This window comes from Streptomyces sp. NPDC055955, from assembly GCF_042270245.1.
GTDB lineage: Bacteria > Actinomycetota > Actinomycetes > Streptomycetales > Streptomycetaceae > Streptomyces.
In genome coordinates, this window is record NZ_JBHJYS010000007.1 from 375030 (window position 1) to 393808 (window position 18779).

An 18779-nucleotide genomic window follows, 5' to 3' on the forward strand; every position below is an offset into this window, starting at 1 on the left:
TTCGAGTCCCACAGGGTCTACCGCGTGAGCAGCGGCCCGGACGGCTTCGGCCGGCCGGGCCGCTGTGCTGTTCCCGGCGAACTCCGTTGCCCCTCAGGCCTGCCGTACGTACCGCCTCTTCACCGCCGTCAGCGCGACCGCGTACAGGGCGAGGACCGCCGCGAGGAGCGCGTAGTACACGGGTGGCAGGGGAGTCATGCCGAGCGGGTGGGCCGCGGGGGTCAGGGGCAGCACGACGCCGGCGACGGCCAGGGACGCGACCGCCCAGCGGACCGGGCCCGGGGTGCGCGGGGCGCGGCCGGTGCGCAGGAGCAGCATCACCAGAGCCTGCGTCAGGAGGTTCTCGGTGAACCAGCCCGAGTGGAACGCCGCCTCGTCGGCCGGGCCCGCGGTGGAGTGCAGGGCGAGCGCGAGGACGCCGAAGGTCGCGAGGTCGGCGGCGGCGTTGAGGACGCCGAACCCGGTGATGAAGCGCAGGAAGTCGCGCGGGCGCAGTGTGGTGGGGCGGCGCAGGGCGTCGGCCGCCGGGCGGTCGAAGGCGAACGACAACTGGGCCGCGTCGAAGCACAGGTTCTGGGCGAGCACCTGCGCCGGGAGCATCGGCAGGAACGGCAGCAGCAGGCCGGCCGACAGCATCGCGATCACGTTGCCGAGGTTCGAGGAGAGCGTGACGCGCAGATACGTGGCGATGTTGCCGCTGCTGTGACGGCCCGCGGTGATCGCGTGGCCGATCGCGGTGAGGTCCTTGCCCGGCCGGTCCGCGGGCTGCGCGAGCACGATGTCCGCCGCGTCGCGCGCCACCGCGACCGCGTCGCGCGGGCAGATCCCGACGTCGGCGGCGCGCAGCGCGGGCAGGTCGTTCACGCCGTCGCCCAGGAAGCCGACGGTCGTCTCCCCGCCGGCGCGCAGAGCGGTGACGATGCGCGCCTTGTGGGCGGGGGTGCAGCGGGCGAAGACGGTGGTGCGGCGGGCGAGGTGGGCCACTTCCTCGTCCGTGAGCGCGTCGAGGGTCTCAGCGGTCCGTATGTCGCCGGGGGCGAGGCCCAGGTCGCGCAGGGCGCGGGCCGCGGTGCCGGGGTGGTCGCCGGTGACGACCTTGACCGTGACGCCGCGCTCGCCCAGGTCGCGCAGGGCCTGCGCGGCGGTCGGCACGAGGGCGTCGGTGAAGGCGACGAAGCCGGCGAAGGTGAGGCCGTGTTCGTCGGCGGTGCTTCCCGCACCGTCCGATGGGCGAGGGAGGACCTCCCGGCGGTGCCGGGCGGGGCGTTCGGCGGTTGCCACCGCGAGGAGCCGCAGCCCGTCGCCGGACAATCCCGCGGCCCGGGCGAGCAGGTTCGCGCGCTCGGTGTCGTCGAGGGCACACCGTTCCAGGACGTTCTCCACGGAGCCCTTGACGGCGATCGTGACGGTGCCGAGCGTGCCGGGCCGCCGGACGACGGCGGTGGCGAGGCGGCGTACGGGGTCGAAGGGCACGGCGGTGACGCCGTCGTACGCCTCGGTGAGGGCCGGGTCTTGTGCGAGCGCCTGCGTGATGACCGCCTCGTCGAGCGCGTCCGCGGTCGGCAGGTCGGCGAGCTGCAGCGTCCACCAGGCGGAGACGGCCGCCCAGTGCAGGGCTTCGGGGTCGGTGCGGGCCGGGTCGACGGCCGGGCGGTCCTGGGTGAGCGTGCCCGTCTTGTCGACGCAGAGGATGTCGACGGCGCCGATGTCGTGCAGCGCGGGGAGCCGTTTGACGATGACGCCGTGGGCGCGGGCGAGCCGCGCGGAGCCGCGGGCGAGCGCCGTCGTGACGATGACCGGCAGCATCTCCGGGGTGAGCCCGACGGCCACCGCGACGGCGAACGGCAGGGTCTCCAGGCCGCGGCCGCGCAGCGCGGCGCCGGCCATCAGGACCAGCGGAGGCGTCAGCAGCATGAAGCGGATCAGGGTCCAGGAGATGCCGTGCACCGAGCGGTCGAACGCGCTCGCCCCGCGCTCCGCGCCGACCGTGCGGTGGGCGGCGGCGAAGCGGGTGTCGGCGCCCGTCGCGAGCACCACGGCGCTCGCGCTCCCGGAGGCCACGCTGCCGCCCTGGAAGCACAGATGCGCCGACTCGCCGTCCGCGGGCAGGTCCACGGGACGCTTGTCGGCCGGCACGGACTCCCCGGTGAACGCCGCCTGTTGCACGGTCAGGCCCTGCGCCCGCAGAAGGCGTACGTCGGCGGGGATCAGGTCGCCGGGGCCGAGCCGCACCACGTCGCCGGGTACCAACTGGCTCACGGGGAGCTCGTGTTCGGCCGGTGAGGCGGTCGCGTCGTCGCCGGGGCGGCGCAGCACGGTCGCCGTCGTCGCCACCAGCTCGCGCAGGCCCGCCATGGCGCTGTCCGCGCGGCGCTCGCCCGCGGAGCGCAGGCCGCAGCTGACGGCGACCAGGGCGAGGATCACGCAGGCGGTGCCCCAGGCCGCGACGGTCGCGGAGACGAGGCCGAGGCAGAGCAGGACGACGGTGAACGGGTCGCGCAGGCTGCGGGCGGCGAGCAGGGGCCAGGACAGGGGGCGCGTACCCGGCAGGACGTTCTCGCCGTGCCGGGCCAGGCGCCGCTCGGCCTCCGCCTCGGTGAGGCCGCGTGGGCCGCTGTCGAGGGAGCGCAGGAGCTGGAGGGTCGTACGGCCTGAGGACGGGGAGGCGACGTCGGCCGGGGCGGTGTCGGTCACTTTCGGGCGCCGTCAGGGCTTCTCGGGTGTCGGCACCGTCGTCTTCTCCCGTTCATCGGACCACGAAAGGCTCCCCAGCAGAGAGTTCAGGTCTTCAGTCTAGAGGCGGAACTTTTGCCGCTCCCCGCTAGTTTCTACAGAGCTGTAGAAGATCAGTACACGCCGAACGAGGAGAGTCATGGCCCTGTGGGATCGCTTCAAGGAGTCCGCGTCGACGATGCAGACGCAGCTCATGGCGAAGAAGAACGACCTGAAGAGCGGCGCCTTCCGTGACGCGAGCATGGCGATGTGCGCGCTGGTCGCCGCCGCCGACAGGCACGTCGACCCGGCCGAGCGCAGCCGCGTGGCCCAGCTCATCTCCACGAACGAGGTGCTGCAGAACTTCCCGGCGGACCAGCTCCAGAGCCGGTTCGACGCGAACCTGAACAAGCTGACCGCCGACTTCGACTTCGGCAAGGTCAGCGTCCTCCAGGAGATCGCCAAGGCGAAGAAGAAGCCCGCCGAGGCGCGCGCGGTCATCCAGATCGGCATCGTCATCGGCGGCGCCGACGGCGACTTCGACAAGACCGAGCAGGCCGTCGTCCGTGAGGCCTGCCTGATGCTGGACCTGCCGCCGCACGAGTTCGACCTGTAGGGGAACAGGCCGAAGGCCCGGAACCATTGGTTCCGGGCCTTCGGCCTTCAGTAGCGGGGACAGGATTTGAACCTGCGACCTCTGGGTTATGAGCCCAGCGAGCTACCGAGCTGCTCCACCCCGCGTCGGTAAACACGACTCTACGCCATTGCGGCGACAGAACGCGAATCGGTTGCCCAGGGTTGTGTGATCCGCCGCCCGGAACCCCTTTCACCCGGTCGGTCCCGCCAGGTCGCCCGCCGCCGGTCCGGGGTGAACCCTGAGGTGGGGCCCGACGGCGTGCGCAGACGCGGGACCGACGCGGACGGTGGCGGGAGACGACTGGTGGGGCAGCGAGGAGGGCACGGGCGAGAGGCGGGGCAGAGCCTGTCCCGGGCCCGGTTCTTCGTACGTCTGGTGCCGGTGCTGCTCATCGTCGCCGGGGCGATCTACGACTACGTCACGCCGTCGACGTTCACCGGCGTGCCCCTGTTCACCGCCGCCCCGCTCGTCGCGGCCCCGTTCTTCTCGCCCCGCGGCACTCTCCTGACCGGCCTCGCGACGGTCGCCGTCGTACTCGGGGTGCACCTCAGGTACACGCGCAGCTACGAAGGCGACGCCATCACCGAACTCGTCACCGTCGTCACCGTCGCCGTACTCGCCTGTGTCATGAACCGCGTCGTGCGGCGCGGCAGCGAGCAGCTCACCTCCGTGCGTCAGATCGCCGAGGCGGCCCAGCGCGCCGTCCTGCCCGAGCCCGCCGAGCGCATCGGCGGGCTGGAGGTCGCGGCCCGCTACGAGGCCGCCCAGGCGGGGGCCTTCATCGGGGGCGATCTGTACGCGGTGCAGGACACCCCGCACGGTGTACGGCTCGTCGTGGGCGACGTGCGCGGGAAGGGCATGGGCGCGGTGTCCGCCGTGGCCGTGGTCATCGGCGCCTTCCGGGAGGCGGCCGAGCAGGAGGCGACCCTGGAGGCGGTCGCGCAGCGCCTGGAGAGGGCGCTCGCGCGGGAGGGGCTGCGGCGCAACGGCCTCGACGAGTTCGAGGGCTTCACCACGGCCGTGCTCGCCGAGATCCCGCACGGCAACGGCCTCGTACGCGTCATCAACCGCGGCCACCCCGAACCCCTGCTCCTGGGCGGTGACGGGGCGCTCAAGGTCCTGTCGGCGCCGGAGCCCGCGCTGCCGCTCGGGATGGGGGACCTCGGGACCTGGCCCGACCGCGCGTCCGAGACGGAGTTCCCGAGTGGGGCGACGCTGCTGCTCCACACCGACGGCCTCTCGGAGGCGCGCGACGCGCAGGGCACCTTCTACGATCCGGCGGCCCGGCTCGCGGGGCGGATGTTCTCGGGGCCCGATCCGCTGCTGGGCGCGCTCACCGCCGAGGTCCGCCGGCACACCGGGGGCGGCACGACGGACGACATGGCGCTGCTCGCGGTGAGGCGGCCGTGAAGCAGCCGTGAAGCAGCGGTGAGTGCCGTCATCACCTTGTGTAGCCGAACGGCGTCGCTGCGCATAACATTTGACAAACCGTCAGATCGGCAAGCTGTTTCAGTGGCGGGTCAACTCGCCCGATTCCGCCCGCTCGTGCCCCGTTAAGTCCAGGCCAGAGGCGTTAACGATCAGTCGGAACGGCTTGGAATCGGGCCCCGGTGTCTATTAACGTTCGATAACGCAGCGCGGTCGTCCCAGCCGTCACAAGAGACGGCTCCGTGCGCACGCGCCTAATCCCGCAAGGGAGCCGGGGAACCACCAACTTGGGGTGAATCGGACGTCTTTCCTTGCGGAAGGCGTCGGTAGGAGACCTTCCTGCTCCGAACCCGTCAGCTAACCCGGTAGGCGAGAAGGAAGGAAAGGAGCGCGCCCCAGTGGCGTCCAACCGGCCTGCCCCAGAGTTCTCCTACGCGCCGATCGACGAAGAGTTCGGCGAAACGGACGAGCGGACCTGGGAGGAGTGGAACCCCACCGAGGATTCCGTCCGTCCCGTACGCGGCAGGCACCGCGTAGCCAAGCAGCGCGGCGGTCTCGCGCGCAGCTCCACCGTTCTCGGGGTCGGCGTGATCGCGGCCGTCGGCGCGGGCGGCATCGCCACCGCGCAGGGCGGCAAGCCTCCCGTACACATCTCGATGCCCGACCTCTCGTCCGTCAAGGACTCGCTGCCCGACGCCAAGTCCCTGCCCGGCGTGGGCGCGCTGATAGCCGATGTCTCCGGAGACGACGACGAGTCCGGCACCGGCGCGACGCCGCTGACCGGCGCCGGCATCACCACCGCGGACGCCCAGCAGGGCACGACCGCGGGCGAGGCCCTGCGCGCCCGCATCATGCAGCAGGCCGAGCAGCAGCAGGACCAGGCCGCCGACGCCGAGGCCGCGGCCGCCGAGGAGGCCGCCGCGAAGAAGGCCGCCGAGGACGCCGCCAAGGAGCAGGACGCCGCCACGGCCAAGGCCGCCGCCGACAAGAAGGCGGCGGAGGAGGCCGCGAAGAAGAAGGCCGAGGCCGAGCGCCTCGCCAAGCTCGCCAAGAGCTTCACGCTGCCGGTCGCCTCCTACACGATCACCGGCACCTTCGGTCAGCCCGGCTCGATGTGGTCCTCCGGCTACCACACGGGTCTCGACTTCGCCGCTCCGACCGGTACGCCGCTGAAGGCGATCCACTCCGGCACCGTCAAGGAGGCCGGCTGGGCGGGCGCGTACGGCTACCGCACCGTCCTGGAGCTGCCGGACGGCACGGAGCTCTGGTACTGCCACCAGTCGTCCCTCAACGTCAGCGCGGGCCAGAAGGTGACCAGCGGCGACGTCATCGGCCGTGTCGGCGCCACCGGGAACGTGACAGGACCGCACCTCCACCTGGAGGTCCACCCCGGCGGCCAGGCGACCGGGGTCGACCCCGCGCCGTGGCTGCGCTCCAACGGCCTGACGATCTGAGGCTCGCGACCCTCCGAACCCCGGCGGTCCTGACGGCAACCCCCCGACGTCAGGGCTGCCGGTCCGCCGTGCCCGGTCCCGGAATATCTTGATCCATATCGGTGTTCTGGCACGCCATGACTTCTCTTCGCAAGCTTGGCGCGTCAGACCTCGAGGTGTTCCCGCTCTCCCTCGGCGGCAATGTGTTCGGCTGGACCGCCGACGAGGCGCAGTCCTTCGCCGTGCTCGACGCGTATGTCGCCGCGGGCGGCAACTTCGTCGACACGGCCGACGCGTACTCGGCGTGGGTCCCGGGCAACAAGGGCGGCGAGTCCGAGACCGTCCTCGGCAATTGGCTGGCCGCACGCGGCAACCGCTCCGATGTCGTCATCGCCACCAAGGTCGGCGCCCACCCCGACTTCAAGGGCCTGTCCGCGAGCACCATCAAGTCCGCCGCCGAGGAGTCCCTGCGCCGCCTCGGCACCGACTACATCGACCTCTACTACACGCACTTCGACGACACGTCCGTGCCGGTCGAGGAGATCATCACCGCCCTCGACGACCTGGTGACGGCCGGCAAGGTGCGCGCCATCGCCGCGTCGAACCTGACCCCGGAGCGCCTGCAGGAGTCCCTGGACTTCTCCGACCGTGAGGGCCTCGCCCGCTACACGGCGCTCCAGCCGCACTACAACCTTGTCTCGCGCGACACCTACGAGGGCCGGCTCCAGGAGGTCGCCTCGCGCAACGGTCTCGCGGCCGTCCCGTACTACGCCCTCGCCGCCGGGTTCCTGACGGGCAAGTACCGGCCGGGCACCGAGGTCGACAGCGCGCGGGCCGCGGGCGCGGGCCGGCACCTGGAGACCGAGCGCGGTGTGCGCGTCCTCAAGGCACTCGACGAGGTGGCGCAGGCGCACGGCGCCGAGGTCGCGACGGTCGCCCTCGCCTGGCTCGCGTCCCGGCCGACGGTGGCCGCCCCGATCGCGTCCGCCCGCACCGTGGAGCAGCTGCCGGCCCTGGTGGCCGTGGCCGACCTGGAGCTGACGGACGCGGAGCTCTCGAAGCTCACGGAGGCGTCCGCCTGATCCGGAGGCGCTCTCAGTAGCGGTACGGGTTGTGGGCGTTGTGGGCGTTGTGCGCGGGGAACCGGGCGACCGGACCCGCGTACACCGGCCCCGCGTACATGGGCGGCACCCACACGGGAGGCGCGGTCGCGTGGGACGCGTAGGCGAGGGCGGGGCGGGCCGCGTGGCGCCGCGCCCACAGCTCGTCGAGGAGCTCCCGCTCCCGTACGACGTAGTCCGTACCGGCCCGGCCGCGCCGGCCGCGATGGCGCAGGAGCGCGAGTGACGTCGCGTACTGCTGGTACTGGGCGACGGCCTTGGCCGTCTCCTTGCCGCCGTGGTGCTGCGCGAACTCGCGGGCCAGGCGGCGGGCGCGCATCGAACCGAGGGCGAACGGCTCGTCCGGGCCGACCCAGCCGGCCACCACGTACGCGGGCAGCTCGGAGCGCACGGTGCGCAGTTCGCGCTGGCGGGTCCCGATAGCGAGCCAGGTCAGCAGCCCGAACGCCGGCATCATGAACAGCGCGTAGACCCCGAAGAACCCGAACTGGCCGAACGCCGAAGAGCTGTTCCACGTGGCGTGCATGCCCATGGCGAGCAGCAGTCCGCCGATGGGCAGCAGGACGCGCCGCACCGGACCGCGGCCGGGCGCGGTCCACGCGGCGAGGCCGAAGCCGATGCCGGTGAGCACCGTGAACAGGGGGTGCGCGAACGGCGACATGACGATGCGTACGAAGAAGGTGGCGGCGGTCACCGAGGCGATGCCGGTGCCGTTGTTCAGCCGGTCGGTGCCGAACGCGTTGCCCAGATAGAGGATGTTCTCGGTGAACGCGAAGCCGGTGGCGGTGACCCCGGCGATCACGACGCCGTCGACGATCCCGGTGAAGTCCCGTCTGCGGAACAGGAAGATGAGCAGGACGGCGCAGGCCTTCGCGGACTCCTCGACGATGGGCGCTATGACCGTCGCGCCGAGGGTGTCGGCGTTCGAGGGGTCGGCCGAGTTCGTGGCGATCCACTGGGTCGCGAAGCTGTTGGCGACGATCGCGATGAGCGCGGCGGCGCAGGCGCCCCAGGCGAACGAGAACAGCAGGTTCCGCCAAGGGCCGGGCGCGACCCGGTCCAGCCAGCGGAACGCGGCTATCAGCAGCGGGACGGGCAGGACCGCGAGGCAGATCCCGACCAGGAATCCCTCGGTGCCGGTCTGTTCGCGCACGAGGGCGAGGATCACCAGGCCGGAGAGCGCGAGGAGCGAGGCGAGCGCCCAGGCGTGCACGGCCTTCCGCTCCCACCAGCGTGGATGCCGCAGCGTGCCGGGCCCGGGAGCGCCTGCTCCGGGCTGCGCGTGCGGATACGCATTCGGATACGAGGGATAGGTCGCCACAGCGTTGACCCTAACGAGCGACGGGCCCGGCCGCGACGGGGTGTGCCGGTCCGCGGCGGTGACCGGTCAGGACCGCGGTGCGTGCTCCGCGCGCAGGAAGAGCAGGTCGTGGACCACATGGCCCTTGTCCAGGCCCTGGCCCTCGAAGCGCGTGAGGGGGCGGAAGGCGGGCCTGGGCGCGTATCCGCCGTCGGCCTGCGTGTTCTCGTAGTCCGGGTGTTCGGTCAGGACTTCCAGCATCTGCTCGGCGTACGGCTCCCAGTCGGTCGCGCAGTGCACCAGCGCGCCCGGCTTGAGGGGGACCTTGGCGAGGCTGAGGAACTCCGGCTGGATCAGGCGCCGCTTGTGGTGGCGCTTCTTCGGCCAGGGGTCGGGGAAGTAGACGCGCAGCCCGTCGAGGGAGGACGCGGGGAGCATCTCGCGGAGCAGGATGATCGCGTCGCCGTTCGCCACCCGTACGTTCGTCAGGCCGTTCCGCTCCGCGAGGCCCAGGAGGTTGCCCTGGCCCGGGGTGTGCACGTCGACCGCGAGGATGCCGGTGTCGGGGTCGTCGGCGGCCATCTGCGCCGTCGCCTCGCCCATGCCGAAGCCGATCTCCAGGACGACGCGCTTCCTGCCGTCGAACAGCTCGTCGAGGTCGAGGACGCGCTGCCCGTCGATGTCGAGACCCCACAGGGGCCACAGCCGCTGGAGGGCGTCCGCCTGGCCGGCCGTGACGCGGCTGCGGCGGGGCTGGAAGCTGCGGATGCGCCGCTCGAAGTGCGAACCGGCGGGGTCCGGCGCGGGCCCGTCGGGAAAGCGGGGCTCGCCCTTGGCGCGTACGGGACCGGAGGCTTCGTGACCGGGGGCCTCATGGGTGTGGGCTTCGGGGGTGCGGGGTGACTCAGACACAGTGAGGCGATTTTAGACGCCGGACCCGGCGGGGACCCAAGCTCGGGACCCGCAGGCCAGGGCCGAGGCCCAGGACCTGAAGGCCTTGGCCTTGGCCTTGGCCCTGGCTCAGGGCCCGGAGGTCAGGGCCCGGAGGTGAGGGCGGGAGGTCATGTCCCCGAGCCCAGGGCCCGAGACCAGGTCTCGGGGGTCGGGGTCCAGGCTCACGACCCGTAGGTCAGGGCCCAAGGTTCAGGTCCTTGAGCCCGGGGCCCGAGCCCAGGACCCGAGCTCAAGACCTGGGGCCAGGACCCGAGCTCAAGACCCGAGCCCAGGACTCGGAGCCCAGTACCAAGAGCTCAGAGCCCAGGCTCACGACCCGGGGCCCAGGGCCAAAGTTCAGGTCCCGGAGGTCGGGGCCCAGGCTCCGGCCCCGAGCGCTCACGACCCGAGCGCGGCCAGGGCTCGTCGGGCGACCTCGCGGCCGATCGGGAGCGAGGCCGTCGCCGCAGGGGACGGCGCGTTCAGCACATGCACCGTGCGCGGGGCCTCGCGGATCAGGAAGTCGTCCACCAGGGTCCCGTCCCGCAGGACCGCCTGCGCCCGGACACCGGCGGGCGCGGGCACCAGGTCGTCCGCGGTCACCGCGGGCAGCAGCCTGCGCACCGCCGATGTGAAAGCGTCCCGGGACACCGAGCGGCGCAGCTCCCCGGCCCCGTACCTCCAGTGCCGGCGTGCGATCCGCCAGGAGCCGGGCCAGGCCAGCGTGGCGCCGAGCTCGCGCGGTCTGACCGTCGACCAGTCGTAGCCCTCGAGGGCCAGCGCGGGCACCGCGTTCGGTCCGACGTGCACGCTCTTGTCGATGCCGCGCGTGAGATGGACGCCGAGGAAGGGGAACGCCGGGTCCGGCACCGGATAGACCAGGCCGCGCACCAGCTCGGGGCGGGCCAGCTCGAAGTACTCCCCCCGGAAGGGGACGATCCGCATGGCGGGGTCGTCCCCCGCGAGCCGGGCGATCCGGTCGCAGTGCAGCCCCGCGCAGTTCACCAGGACGCGCCCGCGGACGATGTCCCCGGCGGCCGTGCGCACCGCGACGCCACGCTCCGCGCGGCGGTCGATCTGCACCACCTCCGCGCCGTACCGGATCTCCGCGCCCGAGGTCTCGGCGAAATGCCGCGCCACGGAGACGTAGTCGGCGACGCCCGTCGTGCCCACGTGGATCGCGGCGAGGCCGCGCACATACGGCTCGTACTCGCCGATCTGGGCGGGGCCGAGCTCCCGCACCGGAATCCCGTTCTCCCGGCCGCGCTGGACCAGGGCGTGCAGGCGGGGCAGCTCGTCGCGCTCGGTGGCCACGATCAGCTTGCCGGTGACCGCGTGCGCGATGCCGTACTCCGCGCAGAACTTGACCATCTCGGCCGCGCCCCGCACCGCGAAGCGGGCCTTGAGCGAGCCCGGGCGGTAGTACACGCCGCTGTGGATGACCCCGCTGTTACGCCCTGTCTGGTGCCTGGCGGGGCCGTGCTCCTTCTCCAGGACGGTCACATGGGTGCCCGGAGCCGCGCGCGTGAGGGCGTACGCCGTCGACAGACCGACGATCCCGCCACCGATCACCAGCACATCGCAGTCGTACCCGCTCGTCATCACCGTGCCTCACCTCCCGCCCCCGATACTGCACTGCGCCACTGACAACGCGTTCAAACCCGGGCGGTAGGCGTGTTCTGCTGCACCGGCACCTTCACGCCGCTGCCCTACGCCGGCGCCATGAGGAGCGGCCTCGCCCGCTCCCGCAGTTCCACCACGCGCGGTTCGTCCCCGTACGGCTCCAGGCGGTGCAGCAGGTCCTTCACGTACTCGGTGGTCCGGGCCGACGAGATGCGCCCCGCCACCTCCAGCGCGCGCGTGCCCTGTTCGCACGCCGCGTCCAGGTTCCCCGACTCCAGCTCGGCGACCGCGGACACCACGAGGCGTAACCCGTGCGAGCGCACGAACTCCTCCGTGGGCTTCGACAGGGCCTGCTCCGTGAAGCGCCGCACCTGGCGGGGTGCCTTCAGATCGCGGTAGCACTCGGCGGCGTCGGCGGCGAAGCGGTCGTACGAGTAGAAGCCGAGCCACGACGGGTCGTGGTCCCCGTCGCGGGCCCGCTCCAGCCAGCCCTCCGCGGCCCGCAGCGCGGCCCCCGCGGCGTGCGCGTCACCGGCGCGCGCGTGCGCGCGGGCTTCCACGAGCCGGAAGAAGCTCATCGTCCTGGCGGTGGCGAGCCCGCGATTGCGCTCCAGGGCTGCCTGCGCCAGGTCCACCCCCTCGTCGCCGAACCCGCGGTACGTCGCCTGGAGCGACATCGACGCCAGTACGTAGCCCCCCAGGGGCACGTCCGCCGCCGCGCGCGCGAGCCGCAGCGCCTGGATGTAGTAGCGCTGTGCCGCCTCCTGCTGGCCCGTGTCGAAGGCCATCCACCCGGCCAGGCGCGTCAGTTCGGCGCTCGCCCCGAACAGGGCCCGCCCCACGTCGTCCGAGTAGGCGCCGAGCAGCAGCGGGGCCGCCTCGACCCGCAGGCACTCGGGGACCATCGACGAACGCCAGTCACCGCCGCCGTACTTGGAGTCCCAGCGCCGCGCGTCCTCGGCCGCCTCGCGCAGCTTCCGGACGTCGCTGTGGCCGACCTTCTGAGGTGTGTTGTCCCCGCCGCTCTCCAGCGGCTGCGCCTCGCGCGCGACGGACGAGTCGGCCGGCGTTATCAGCCATCTCGACGCGGGCGTCGCGTACGCGCTCACCGCGAAGGATCCGGCCAGCGACTGCCAGATGCCGCCGCCCGTGCGGCGGCCCGCCAGGTCGAGGCGGTACAGCTCCGTCGCCGACTTCACCGCCGCCCCCACGTCGCGCGGGAAGGCGAGGCCCACTTCGGGCGCGGGGTCCGCGTCCGCCAGGCCGATCTCGTGCAGCGGCACGGGGCGGCCCAGCTTCTGGCCGATGGCGGCGGCGATGAGGTGCGGCGCCGCGCCCTGCGGCACCATGCCCTTGGAGACCCAGCGGGCCACCGAGGTCTTGTCGTAGCGAAGCGTCAGACCGCGTTGCGCGCCGAGGTCGTTGACGCGCCGCGCCAGGCCTGCGTTGCTGATTCCCGCGAGGGCGAGAACGGTGCCGAGTTTCTCGTTCGGCCCGCGTTGCTCCCTGGACATGCGCCACCCCTCGACACAGCCGGCTGCCGCGGTGGCATAACTGCGCGGCATTCGTACACCCAGCGTAGTTCGCCGGATCCCAAGCGTTAAGGGGCATAGTTCCGGATGGCGGGAATATTGTCCGTACGGGAGTGCGTGCCCGGGGCGGTGCCGTCACGGTGTGCTCCGCCCGTGTGGCCGTGCGCCTGTACGTGCGCTCTTCTGCGGCCATGGGGTGAGCGCTTCCATGATGGTGCGTGGGTCGGCCCGCTGTACTGGATCCAGCGGGCTGGGGGATACCGCCGCCTTCATCCCCGCGGGCGGCGGACCGGTCCGGGAGGTGAAGGGCGCCTCCCGGACTGTGCGTCGCGCGCCGTGGCCGATGTGGTGTGCACAGGTCTGGCCATCCACAGCCGATTTGGCCGAATATCGACGGTGCCGCACGGCGCCGCAGGTGGTCCCGAGCGGCTCCCGGGGGGTTCAACTGCCGCTCGAAAGGGGCGCATTCGGTGGCGCGCGTGCCGCCCCGTCGCCTCTCTCGTACGCCTCCTTCGTGGCAGCATGGGGACTCTGTTCCTGTGATTTCCTCTGATTCCTTCTGACGAGGTTCTGTCCACAGCCTGTGGAGGCGGCGATGCGGTGGTTGGTGGGGTGGAGCAGTACCGCCGCCGGGTCCGTGCGGCTCGGGTCCGCGGGTTCGACCGGCCCCGACGGGGAGACCGTCCACCCCGTGGGCTCCCAGCTCCTGTGGGGTGACCCCGACCCGCTGTGGGCGGTCGGCGACTGGCGCCCGGACGAGGTCAGGATCGTCAGCGCCGACGAGCAGACCCGTATCGCCGTACTCGGCACCTGCGGCGCCACCGACGAGCAGCTGCGGGTGGGCCTGTTCGCCGCGCGCGGGGGCGCCCTGCGTCACCTCACCGCCTGGTCCGGCAGCTACACCGCCGTCGTCCAGGTCGGCAGGCGCCTCATGGTCGCCGGTGATCTCGCGGGCGCGCGCCCCGTGTTCTACACGCCCTGGGCCGGCGGCACCGCGTACGCGACGGCCGCACTGCCGCTCGCCGACCTCATCGAGGCCCACCTCGACATCGGCCACCTCGCCGCTCTGCTCGCCGCCCCCGACGTGCCCGAGGCCCTGCACGACTCGACGCCGTACCAGGGCGTCCGCCGCATCCCGCCGGGCCACGCGCTGATCCTGCGCGCCGGTGCCCGTGAGATCGCCGGCTACGAACCGGTCGCCTCGCTCGCCGTCGCCGCCCCCTCCGCCGACCCGGCCGGCGCGGTGGACGCCCTGCGCGACGCGCTCGTCGAGGCCGTACGCGCCCGGCTCGCCGCGCCCCGGCACGTCCCCGGAGCCGACATCGACCCGGGGCCCGTCCCCGGCATGGGCCCCGCCGAGCGGCGCGCCGCCCGCGGCATGCCCGTGCCCGGCATCGGCGCCGACCTCTCCGGAGGGCCCGCGTCCGGGACACTCGCGCTGCTCGCGGCCGGACTGCCCGGGCTGCCCGGCACGGTCCTCGGCCACGGCACGGGCGCGGGCGAGCGCCTCCTCGCCGTCACCTTCAACGACCTGTCCGCGGGCGCCGAAGGACGTGAGGCCGAACTCCAGCGCGCGGGCGCCATCGCCGCGAACCCGCGGCTGCACCACGTCGTCGTCGCCGCGGCCGAAGAGGCCCTCCCCTACGCCGAGTTGGACGGCCCGCTCACCGACGAGCCCGGCCCCTCCCTGATCACCGCCGCCCGCCACCGCGCGCGTCTCCTGTCGGGCAGCGCCGACCACTTCACCGGCTACGGCGCCCGCCAGGTCCTCGACGCGCACCCGGCCCGCCTCGCCGACCTCCTCATGGACCGGCGCCGACGCCACATGGTCAAGCCCGTCGCCGCGCTCGCCAAGGCGGACGGCGGCTCCGTGCTGGTGCCCGCGCGCGTGTACGGCGCGGCGCGCAAGCTGGCCCGCACGCCGTACCGGGCGGGCGTCGAAAGCCTTGCGGAGAGTCTTTTGCAGCGGAACTTCGAGGACCCGGGCGGCGAGGCGGGCGCCGTCGGCGCCTCGCTCGCGGCTCTCGCATGGGCGAGACCGGGGCCCGCCGCGCGCTGGCTGACGGGCGAGGCCCTCGCCGAAGTATCGGTTCGCCTCCAGGACGGCGCGACGCGTCCGGGGCCGGGACCGGGGCAGCGTCCGGGCGCGTTCCGGGCCCGCGCCGCCCTCGCCCGCCACGCGGCCGACCTGCGCGTCCTCGAACAGGCCGCCGAGGTCCGCTTCCAGCGCCTGCACGCCCCCTTCCTGGACAACCAGGTCGTCCGCGCCTCCCGCGCCCTGCCCGAGGCGCTCCGCGTGCGGCCGGGTGCCCGCGCCGACATCCTGCGCGCCGTCCTCGAAGGCGCCGGCGTCAGCGAACTCCCCGCCGGCTGGGGCGCGCCCTCGCACGCGTCGTCCGCCGCGGCGGCCCGCACCGGCCTGCGCGTCTCTGCCGACCACCTCATCCAGCTCTTCGACACCCCGCTCCTCGCCCAGACCGGCCTGATCGAGGCCCGCGTCGTCCGCAAGGCCCTGCGCGCGGCGGCCGACGGCGAAGTCCTGCCGCTGGACGGCCTCGCCGACCTGGTCTCCCTCGAACTCTGGCTGCGTCGCCTCATCGCCCGCCGCGGCACCTGCTGGACCGGCACCCCGGCCCGCCAGCGCGCCGTCCCCACGGGGAGCGTCGCACCGCAGCGGGGCGCGCTGGGCGCCGGGCGCTGAAGAGCCGCACCCCGATCCCCCGAACCGGAATCCGCGCGACTGAGGCCGCCCCGACCCGTGAGAATGGACCCGTGCGGTACCGAATTCTGGGCGTCACCGAGGCGTACGACGATCAAGGCACACCCCTGCCCGTGGGCGGACAGCGGCTGCGCGCCCTGCTCACGTCGCTCGCGCTGCACGCCGGCCGAACCGCTCCCGCGGACGCGCTCATCGACGACGTGTGGGCCGACGAGCCACCGGCCGACGCGACCGCCGCCCTCCAGGCCCTCGTCGGCCGGCTCCGCCGCGCCCTCGGCAAGGACGCCGTCACATCGGAGGCGGGCGGCGGCTACCGCCTCGCCGCCCGCCCCGAGGACGTGGACCTGTACGTCTTCGAGCGCCTCGTCCGTGAGGGCACGGCCGCTCTCACGGCACACGACCCGGCGACCGCCTCCCGCTCCCTGGGCGACGCGCTCGCCCTGTGGCGCGGACCCGCACTCGCCGACCTCGCCGACCGCACCGCCGCGACCCGCCCCGAGGCCCAGCGCCTCGACGCGGCACGCGCGCGCGTGGCGGCCGATCTGCAACTCGGCCGCGCCGCGGACGTCGTACCGGAGCTGACCGAACTCACGCACGCCCACCCGTACGACGAGCCGCTGCACGCCCTGCTCATCCGCTCCCTGCGTGACGCGGGCCGCGGCGCCGACGCGCTCGCCGCCTACGAGACCGCCCGGCGCACCCTCGCCGACGGCCTCGGCGCGGACCCCGGACCCGAACTCGCCGCCCTGCACGCCGACTTGCTCGACCCCACCCGCGCCCACGGCCGCCCGGCGCCGTCCCGGCAGCCGCAGCGCGACGGCAATCTGCGGCCGCGCCTCAATTCGTTCGTCGGCCGGGAACCCGAACTCGAAGCCATCCGTTCCGACTTGCGGGCGGCCCGCCTCGTCACCCTCACCGGCCCCGGCGGCTCCGGCAAGACCCGCCTCGCCGAGGAGGCCGCCGCCGAACACCCCCGCGCCTGGCTCGCCGAGCTCGCCCCGCTGGACCAGCCCGAGGCCGTGGCCGGCGCCGTCGTCAGCGCCCTCGGCCTGCGCGAGACCGTCCTGATGACCAGCGAGCACACGGCGCCGCAGGACGACCCCGTGGCGCTGCTCGTCGAACACTGCGCCGCGCGCAGCCTGCTCCTGATCCTCGACAACTGCGAACACGTCATCGGCGCGGCGGCGGCGCTGGCCGAGACCCTCCTCACCCACTGCCCCGGCCTCACGGTCCTCGCCACCAGCCGCGAACCCCTGGGCGTGCCCGGCGAGTCCGTGCGCCCCGTCGAACCCCTGCCGCCCGACCCCGCGCACCGCCTGTTCGCGGAGCGCGCCCGGGCCGTGCGCCCCGACTTCGACGTCCATGGCGACCCCGGGGCCGTGGCCGAGATCTGCCGCCGCCTCGACGGCCTGCCGCTCGCCATCGAGCTGGCCGCGGCCCGCCTCAGACTGCTCACCCCCCGCCAGATCGCGGACCGGCTCGACGACCGCTTCCGCCTGCTGACCAGCGGCAGTCGCACCGTACTGCCCCGCCAGCAGACCCTGCGCGCCGTCGTCGACTGGTCCTGGGACCTCCTCGACGAACAGGAGCGCACGGTCCTGCGGGAGGCGTCCGTCTTCGCCGGCGGCTGGGACCTGGAGGCCGCGGAGGCCGTCTGCACCGGCCCCGCATCCGACCTGATCGGCGCGCTCGTCGACAAGTCCCTCCTGGTGGCCGCTCCGGGCGACGGCAGCATGCGGTACCGGATGCTGGAGACGATCCACGAGTACGCGAGCGAACGCGCCGCCGAGACACCACAGCTGCGTACCGAGGCCGAGCGCCGCCACGTCACCTACTTCCGCGCCCTCGTCGAGAAGGCCGACCCGCTTCTGCGCTCCGCCGAGCAACTCCCGTGGATCGACCGCCTGGAGGCGGAGCTCGACAACCTCCGCGCCGCGCTCCACCGCTCCACGGTGACCGGCGACACGGAGTCCGCGGTCGCGCTCGCCCTCTCCACCGGCTGGTTCTGGTGGCTGCGCAACTACCGCAGGGAGGGCGCCGAGTGGGTCGGCCACATCCTGGAGCAGCTGCTTCCGGCGCACCGCCCGGACCCCCCGGACCGCCCGGCCCCGTCCGGCTGCCGGGTCCCCCCGCGCGAAGGGCGGACGTTCCCCGCCGCGGACGACCTGGCGGGCGAGAACGACCCGTTGTACTGGCCGCTCATGGAGCTGCGCCTCCTGCACATCTTCTTCGTGGCCCAGTCCAGGGCGGAGAGCGCCCTGCGGGGCGAGGCCGACCGGGAGTACCTCATGCGGGTGCGCGACGCCTTCGCTCGGCCCGGGCCCGCGGGAGCACGCTTCCCCGGCATCATCTGGCCGTTCACCGTGCACTTCCTGGACAACCCGGAGAACGTCAGGACCGCCCTCGACCAGGCCGTCGCCAACTGCCGTGTGTACGGCGGCGAGTGGGAGATCGGCGTCACCCTGATGTTCCGTACGCACACGGCCGTCGACGGGCCGGGCAACCTCACGGGCGTCGACGACGACGTCGCCGAGCTGCGGATCATCAGCCGCCGCGTCGGGGACCGGTGGATGCGCGCCCAGGTGTGCAGCGCGGCCGGTGAGGCGGCCATCGCGCGCAGCCGGTTCGACGAGGCGAAGGGCGAGTTCGAGGAGGCACTGCGCCTCGCCTACGAGGTCGGCGCGTACGCGGAGGCGCCGTTCCTCATCGCCCGGCTCGGCGAGATCGCCTACCGCTCCGGCGAACGCGACGCGGCGCGGGGGCTCCTGACCGAGGCGATCGGGGAGGCCGACCGGTACGGGGTGCCGGATCCCCACGCGTACGTGCTGCTCCTGAACGCCCTGATGGCGGTGGAGGACGGCGAGGTGGCGCGGGCCCGCGCGCTGTGCGACGACGCGGCCGCGGAGTCGTCGCGAGGCACCCCGCCACCGCAGTTCACCGCGCTCGTCGGCGGCGTCGACGCGCGGATCACGGCGGCCGAGTCGGGGCCCGCGCGCGGCCTCGCGGTCCTCACCGAGGCCCTGCGGTACGCGGTCGAGCACCGCTGCGCGGAGAGCGTCAACGCGGGACTCGCGGGCCGCGGGGCGCTCTTCCTGGCCCAGCTGGGCGACACGGAGGGCGCGGTACGGGTGGTGGCCGCGTCCGACGGCTGGCGCGGTGTCGCCGAGCGGCCCCAGCCCGAACGCGCCGAGATCGAGGCGCTGGAGGCGGCGGCGGCCGCCGCGCTGGGCGCCACCCGGTACGCCGAAGCGCGCGCCGCGGGGGCGGGTCGCACGGCGGCCGAGACGGTCACGTTCCTGACGGAACGCGTCCGCCACTTCGACTAGGGCCGCGCGCTTCGA

Annotated in this window: 11 protein-coding genes, 1 tRNA gene and 1 riboswitch; of the genes, 6 read left to right on the top strand and 6 right to left on the bottom strand. The window is 73.6% G+C overall.

Going from position 1 to position 18779, the window contains the following annotated elements; all coding sequences use genetic code 11:
* Nucleotides 1-93 precede the first annotated feature (93 nt).
* Nucleotides 94-2694 (bottom strand): magnesium-translocating P-type ATPase, encoded by a 2601-nt coding sequence (gene mgtA / locus ACFC96_RS17570; protein WP_376612994.1) that lies wholly within the window; start codon nt 2692-2694, stop codon nt 94-96.
* Nucleotides 2695-2872: 178 nt separating this feature from the next.
* On the opposite strand from mgtA, the gene ACFC96_RS17575 reads away from it, so the two are divergent.
* Nucleotides 2873-3328: a tellurite resistance TerB family protein gene (locus ACFC96_RS17575; RefSeq protein WP_376255096.1), complete on the top strand. Its 456-nt coding sequence runs from the start codon at nt 2873-2875 to the stop codon at nt 3326-3328.
* A 51-nt stretch (nt 3329-3379) separates the two neighbouring features.
* On the opposite strand, the gene ACFC96_RS17580 is transcribed toward ACFC96_RS17575, so the two are convergent.
* Nucleotides 3380-3453: transfer RNA gene (locus ACFC96_RS17580), tRNA-Met, on the bottom strand.
* Between the two features lie 199 nt (nt 3454-3652).
* Between ACFC96_RS17580 and ACFC96_RS17585 the strand changes: the two genes are divergently transcribed.
* The 3 genes from ACFC96_RS17585 (at nt 3653) to ACFC96_RS17595 (ending at nt 7292) form a co-directional block, all read left to right on the top strand.
* The gene (locus ACFC96_RS17585; protein WP_376612996.1) at nt 3653-4759 is read left to right on the top strand and encodes a PP2C family protein-serine/threonine phosphatase; all 1107 of its coding nucleotides are present in this window, start codon (nt 3653-3655) and stop codon (nt 4757-4759) included.
* A 259-nt stretch (nt 4760-5018) separates the two neighbouring features.
* Nucleotides 5019-5164, top strand: a riboswitch (cyclic di-AMP (ydaO/yuaA leader).
* Nucleotides 5165-5175: 11 nt separating this feature from the next.
* Nucleotides 5176-6231 (top strand): M23 family metallopeptidase, encoded by a 1056-nt coding sequence (locus tag ACFC96_RS17590; protein ID WP_376255092.1) that lies wholly within the window; start codon nt 5176-5178, stop codon nt 6229-6231.
* 116 nt (nt 6232-6347) lie between these two features.
* A complete protein-coding gene (locus ACFC96_RS17595; protein ID WP_376612998.1) occupies nt 6348-7292 on the top strand; it encodes an aldo/keto reductase in 945 nt (314 codons plus the stop codon).
* A gap of 13 nt (nt 7293-7305) precedes the next feature.
* On the opposite strand, the gene ACFC96_RS17600 is transcribed toward ACFC96_RS17595, so the two are convergent.
* From ACFC96_RS17600 to ACFC96_RS17615, 4 genes are all read right to left on the bottom strand, one after another.
* Nucleotides 7306-8652, bottom strand: a complete 1347-nt coding sequence (locus tag ACFC96_RS17600) for a PrsW family intramembrane metalloprotease (RefSeq protein WP_376255088.1) — start codon at nt 8650-8652, stop codon at nt 7306-7308.
* Nucleotides 8653-8718: 66 nt separating this feature from the next.
* A complete protein-coding gene (trmB, locus tag ACFC96_RS17605) occupies nt 8719-9543 on the bottom strand; it encodes a tRNA (guanosine(46)-N7)-methyltransferase TrmB (protein ID WP_376613000.1) in 825 nt (274 codons plus the stop codon).
* Between the two features lie 420 nt (nt 9544-9963).
* Nucleotides 9964-11166 carry an L-2-hydroxyglutarate oxidase gene (lhgO, locus tag ACFC96_RS17610; RefSeq protein ID WP_376613002.1) on the bottom strand — a complete coding sequence of 401 codons (1203 nt, stop codon included), beginning with the start codon at nt 11164-11166 and terminating at the stop codon, nt 9964-9966.
* 107 nt (nt 11167-11273) lie between these two features.
* Nucleotides 11274-12701, bottom strand: a complete 1428-nt coding sequence (locus ACFC96_RS17615) for an MFS transporter (protein WP_376255082.1) — start codon at nt 12699-12701, stop codon at nt 11274-11276.
* A gap of 613 nt (nt 12702-13314) precedes the next feature.
* Between ACFC96_RS17615 and ACFC96_RS17620 the strand changes: the two genes are divergently transcribed.
* Both ACFC96_RS17620 and ACFC96_RS17625 read left to right on the top strand, forming a co-directional pair.
* Nucleotides 13315-15420, top strand: coding sequence for an asparagine synthase-related protein (locus tag ACFC96_RS17620; RefSeq protein ID WP_376613004.1), 2106 nt, complete (start codon nt 13315-13317; stop codon nt 15418-15420).
* A 71-nt stretch (nt 15421-15491) separates the two neighbouring features.
* The gene (locus tag ACFC96_RS17625) at nt 15492-18764 is read left to right on the top strand and encodes a BTAD domain-containing putative transcriptional regulator (protein WP_376613005.1); all 3273 of its coding nucleotides are present in this window, start codon (nt 15492-15494) and stop codon (nt 18762-18764) included.
* Nucleotides 18765-18779: the final 15 nt, after the last annotated feature.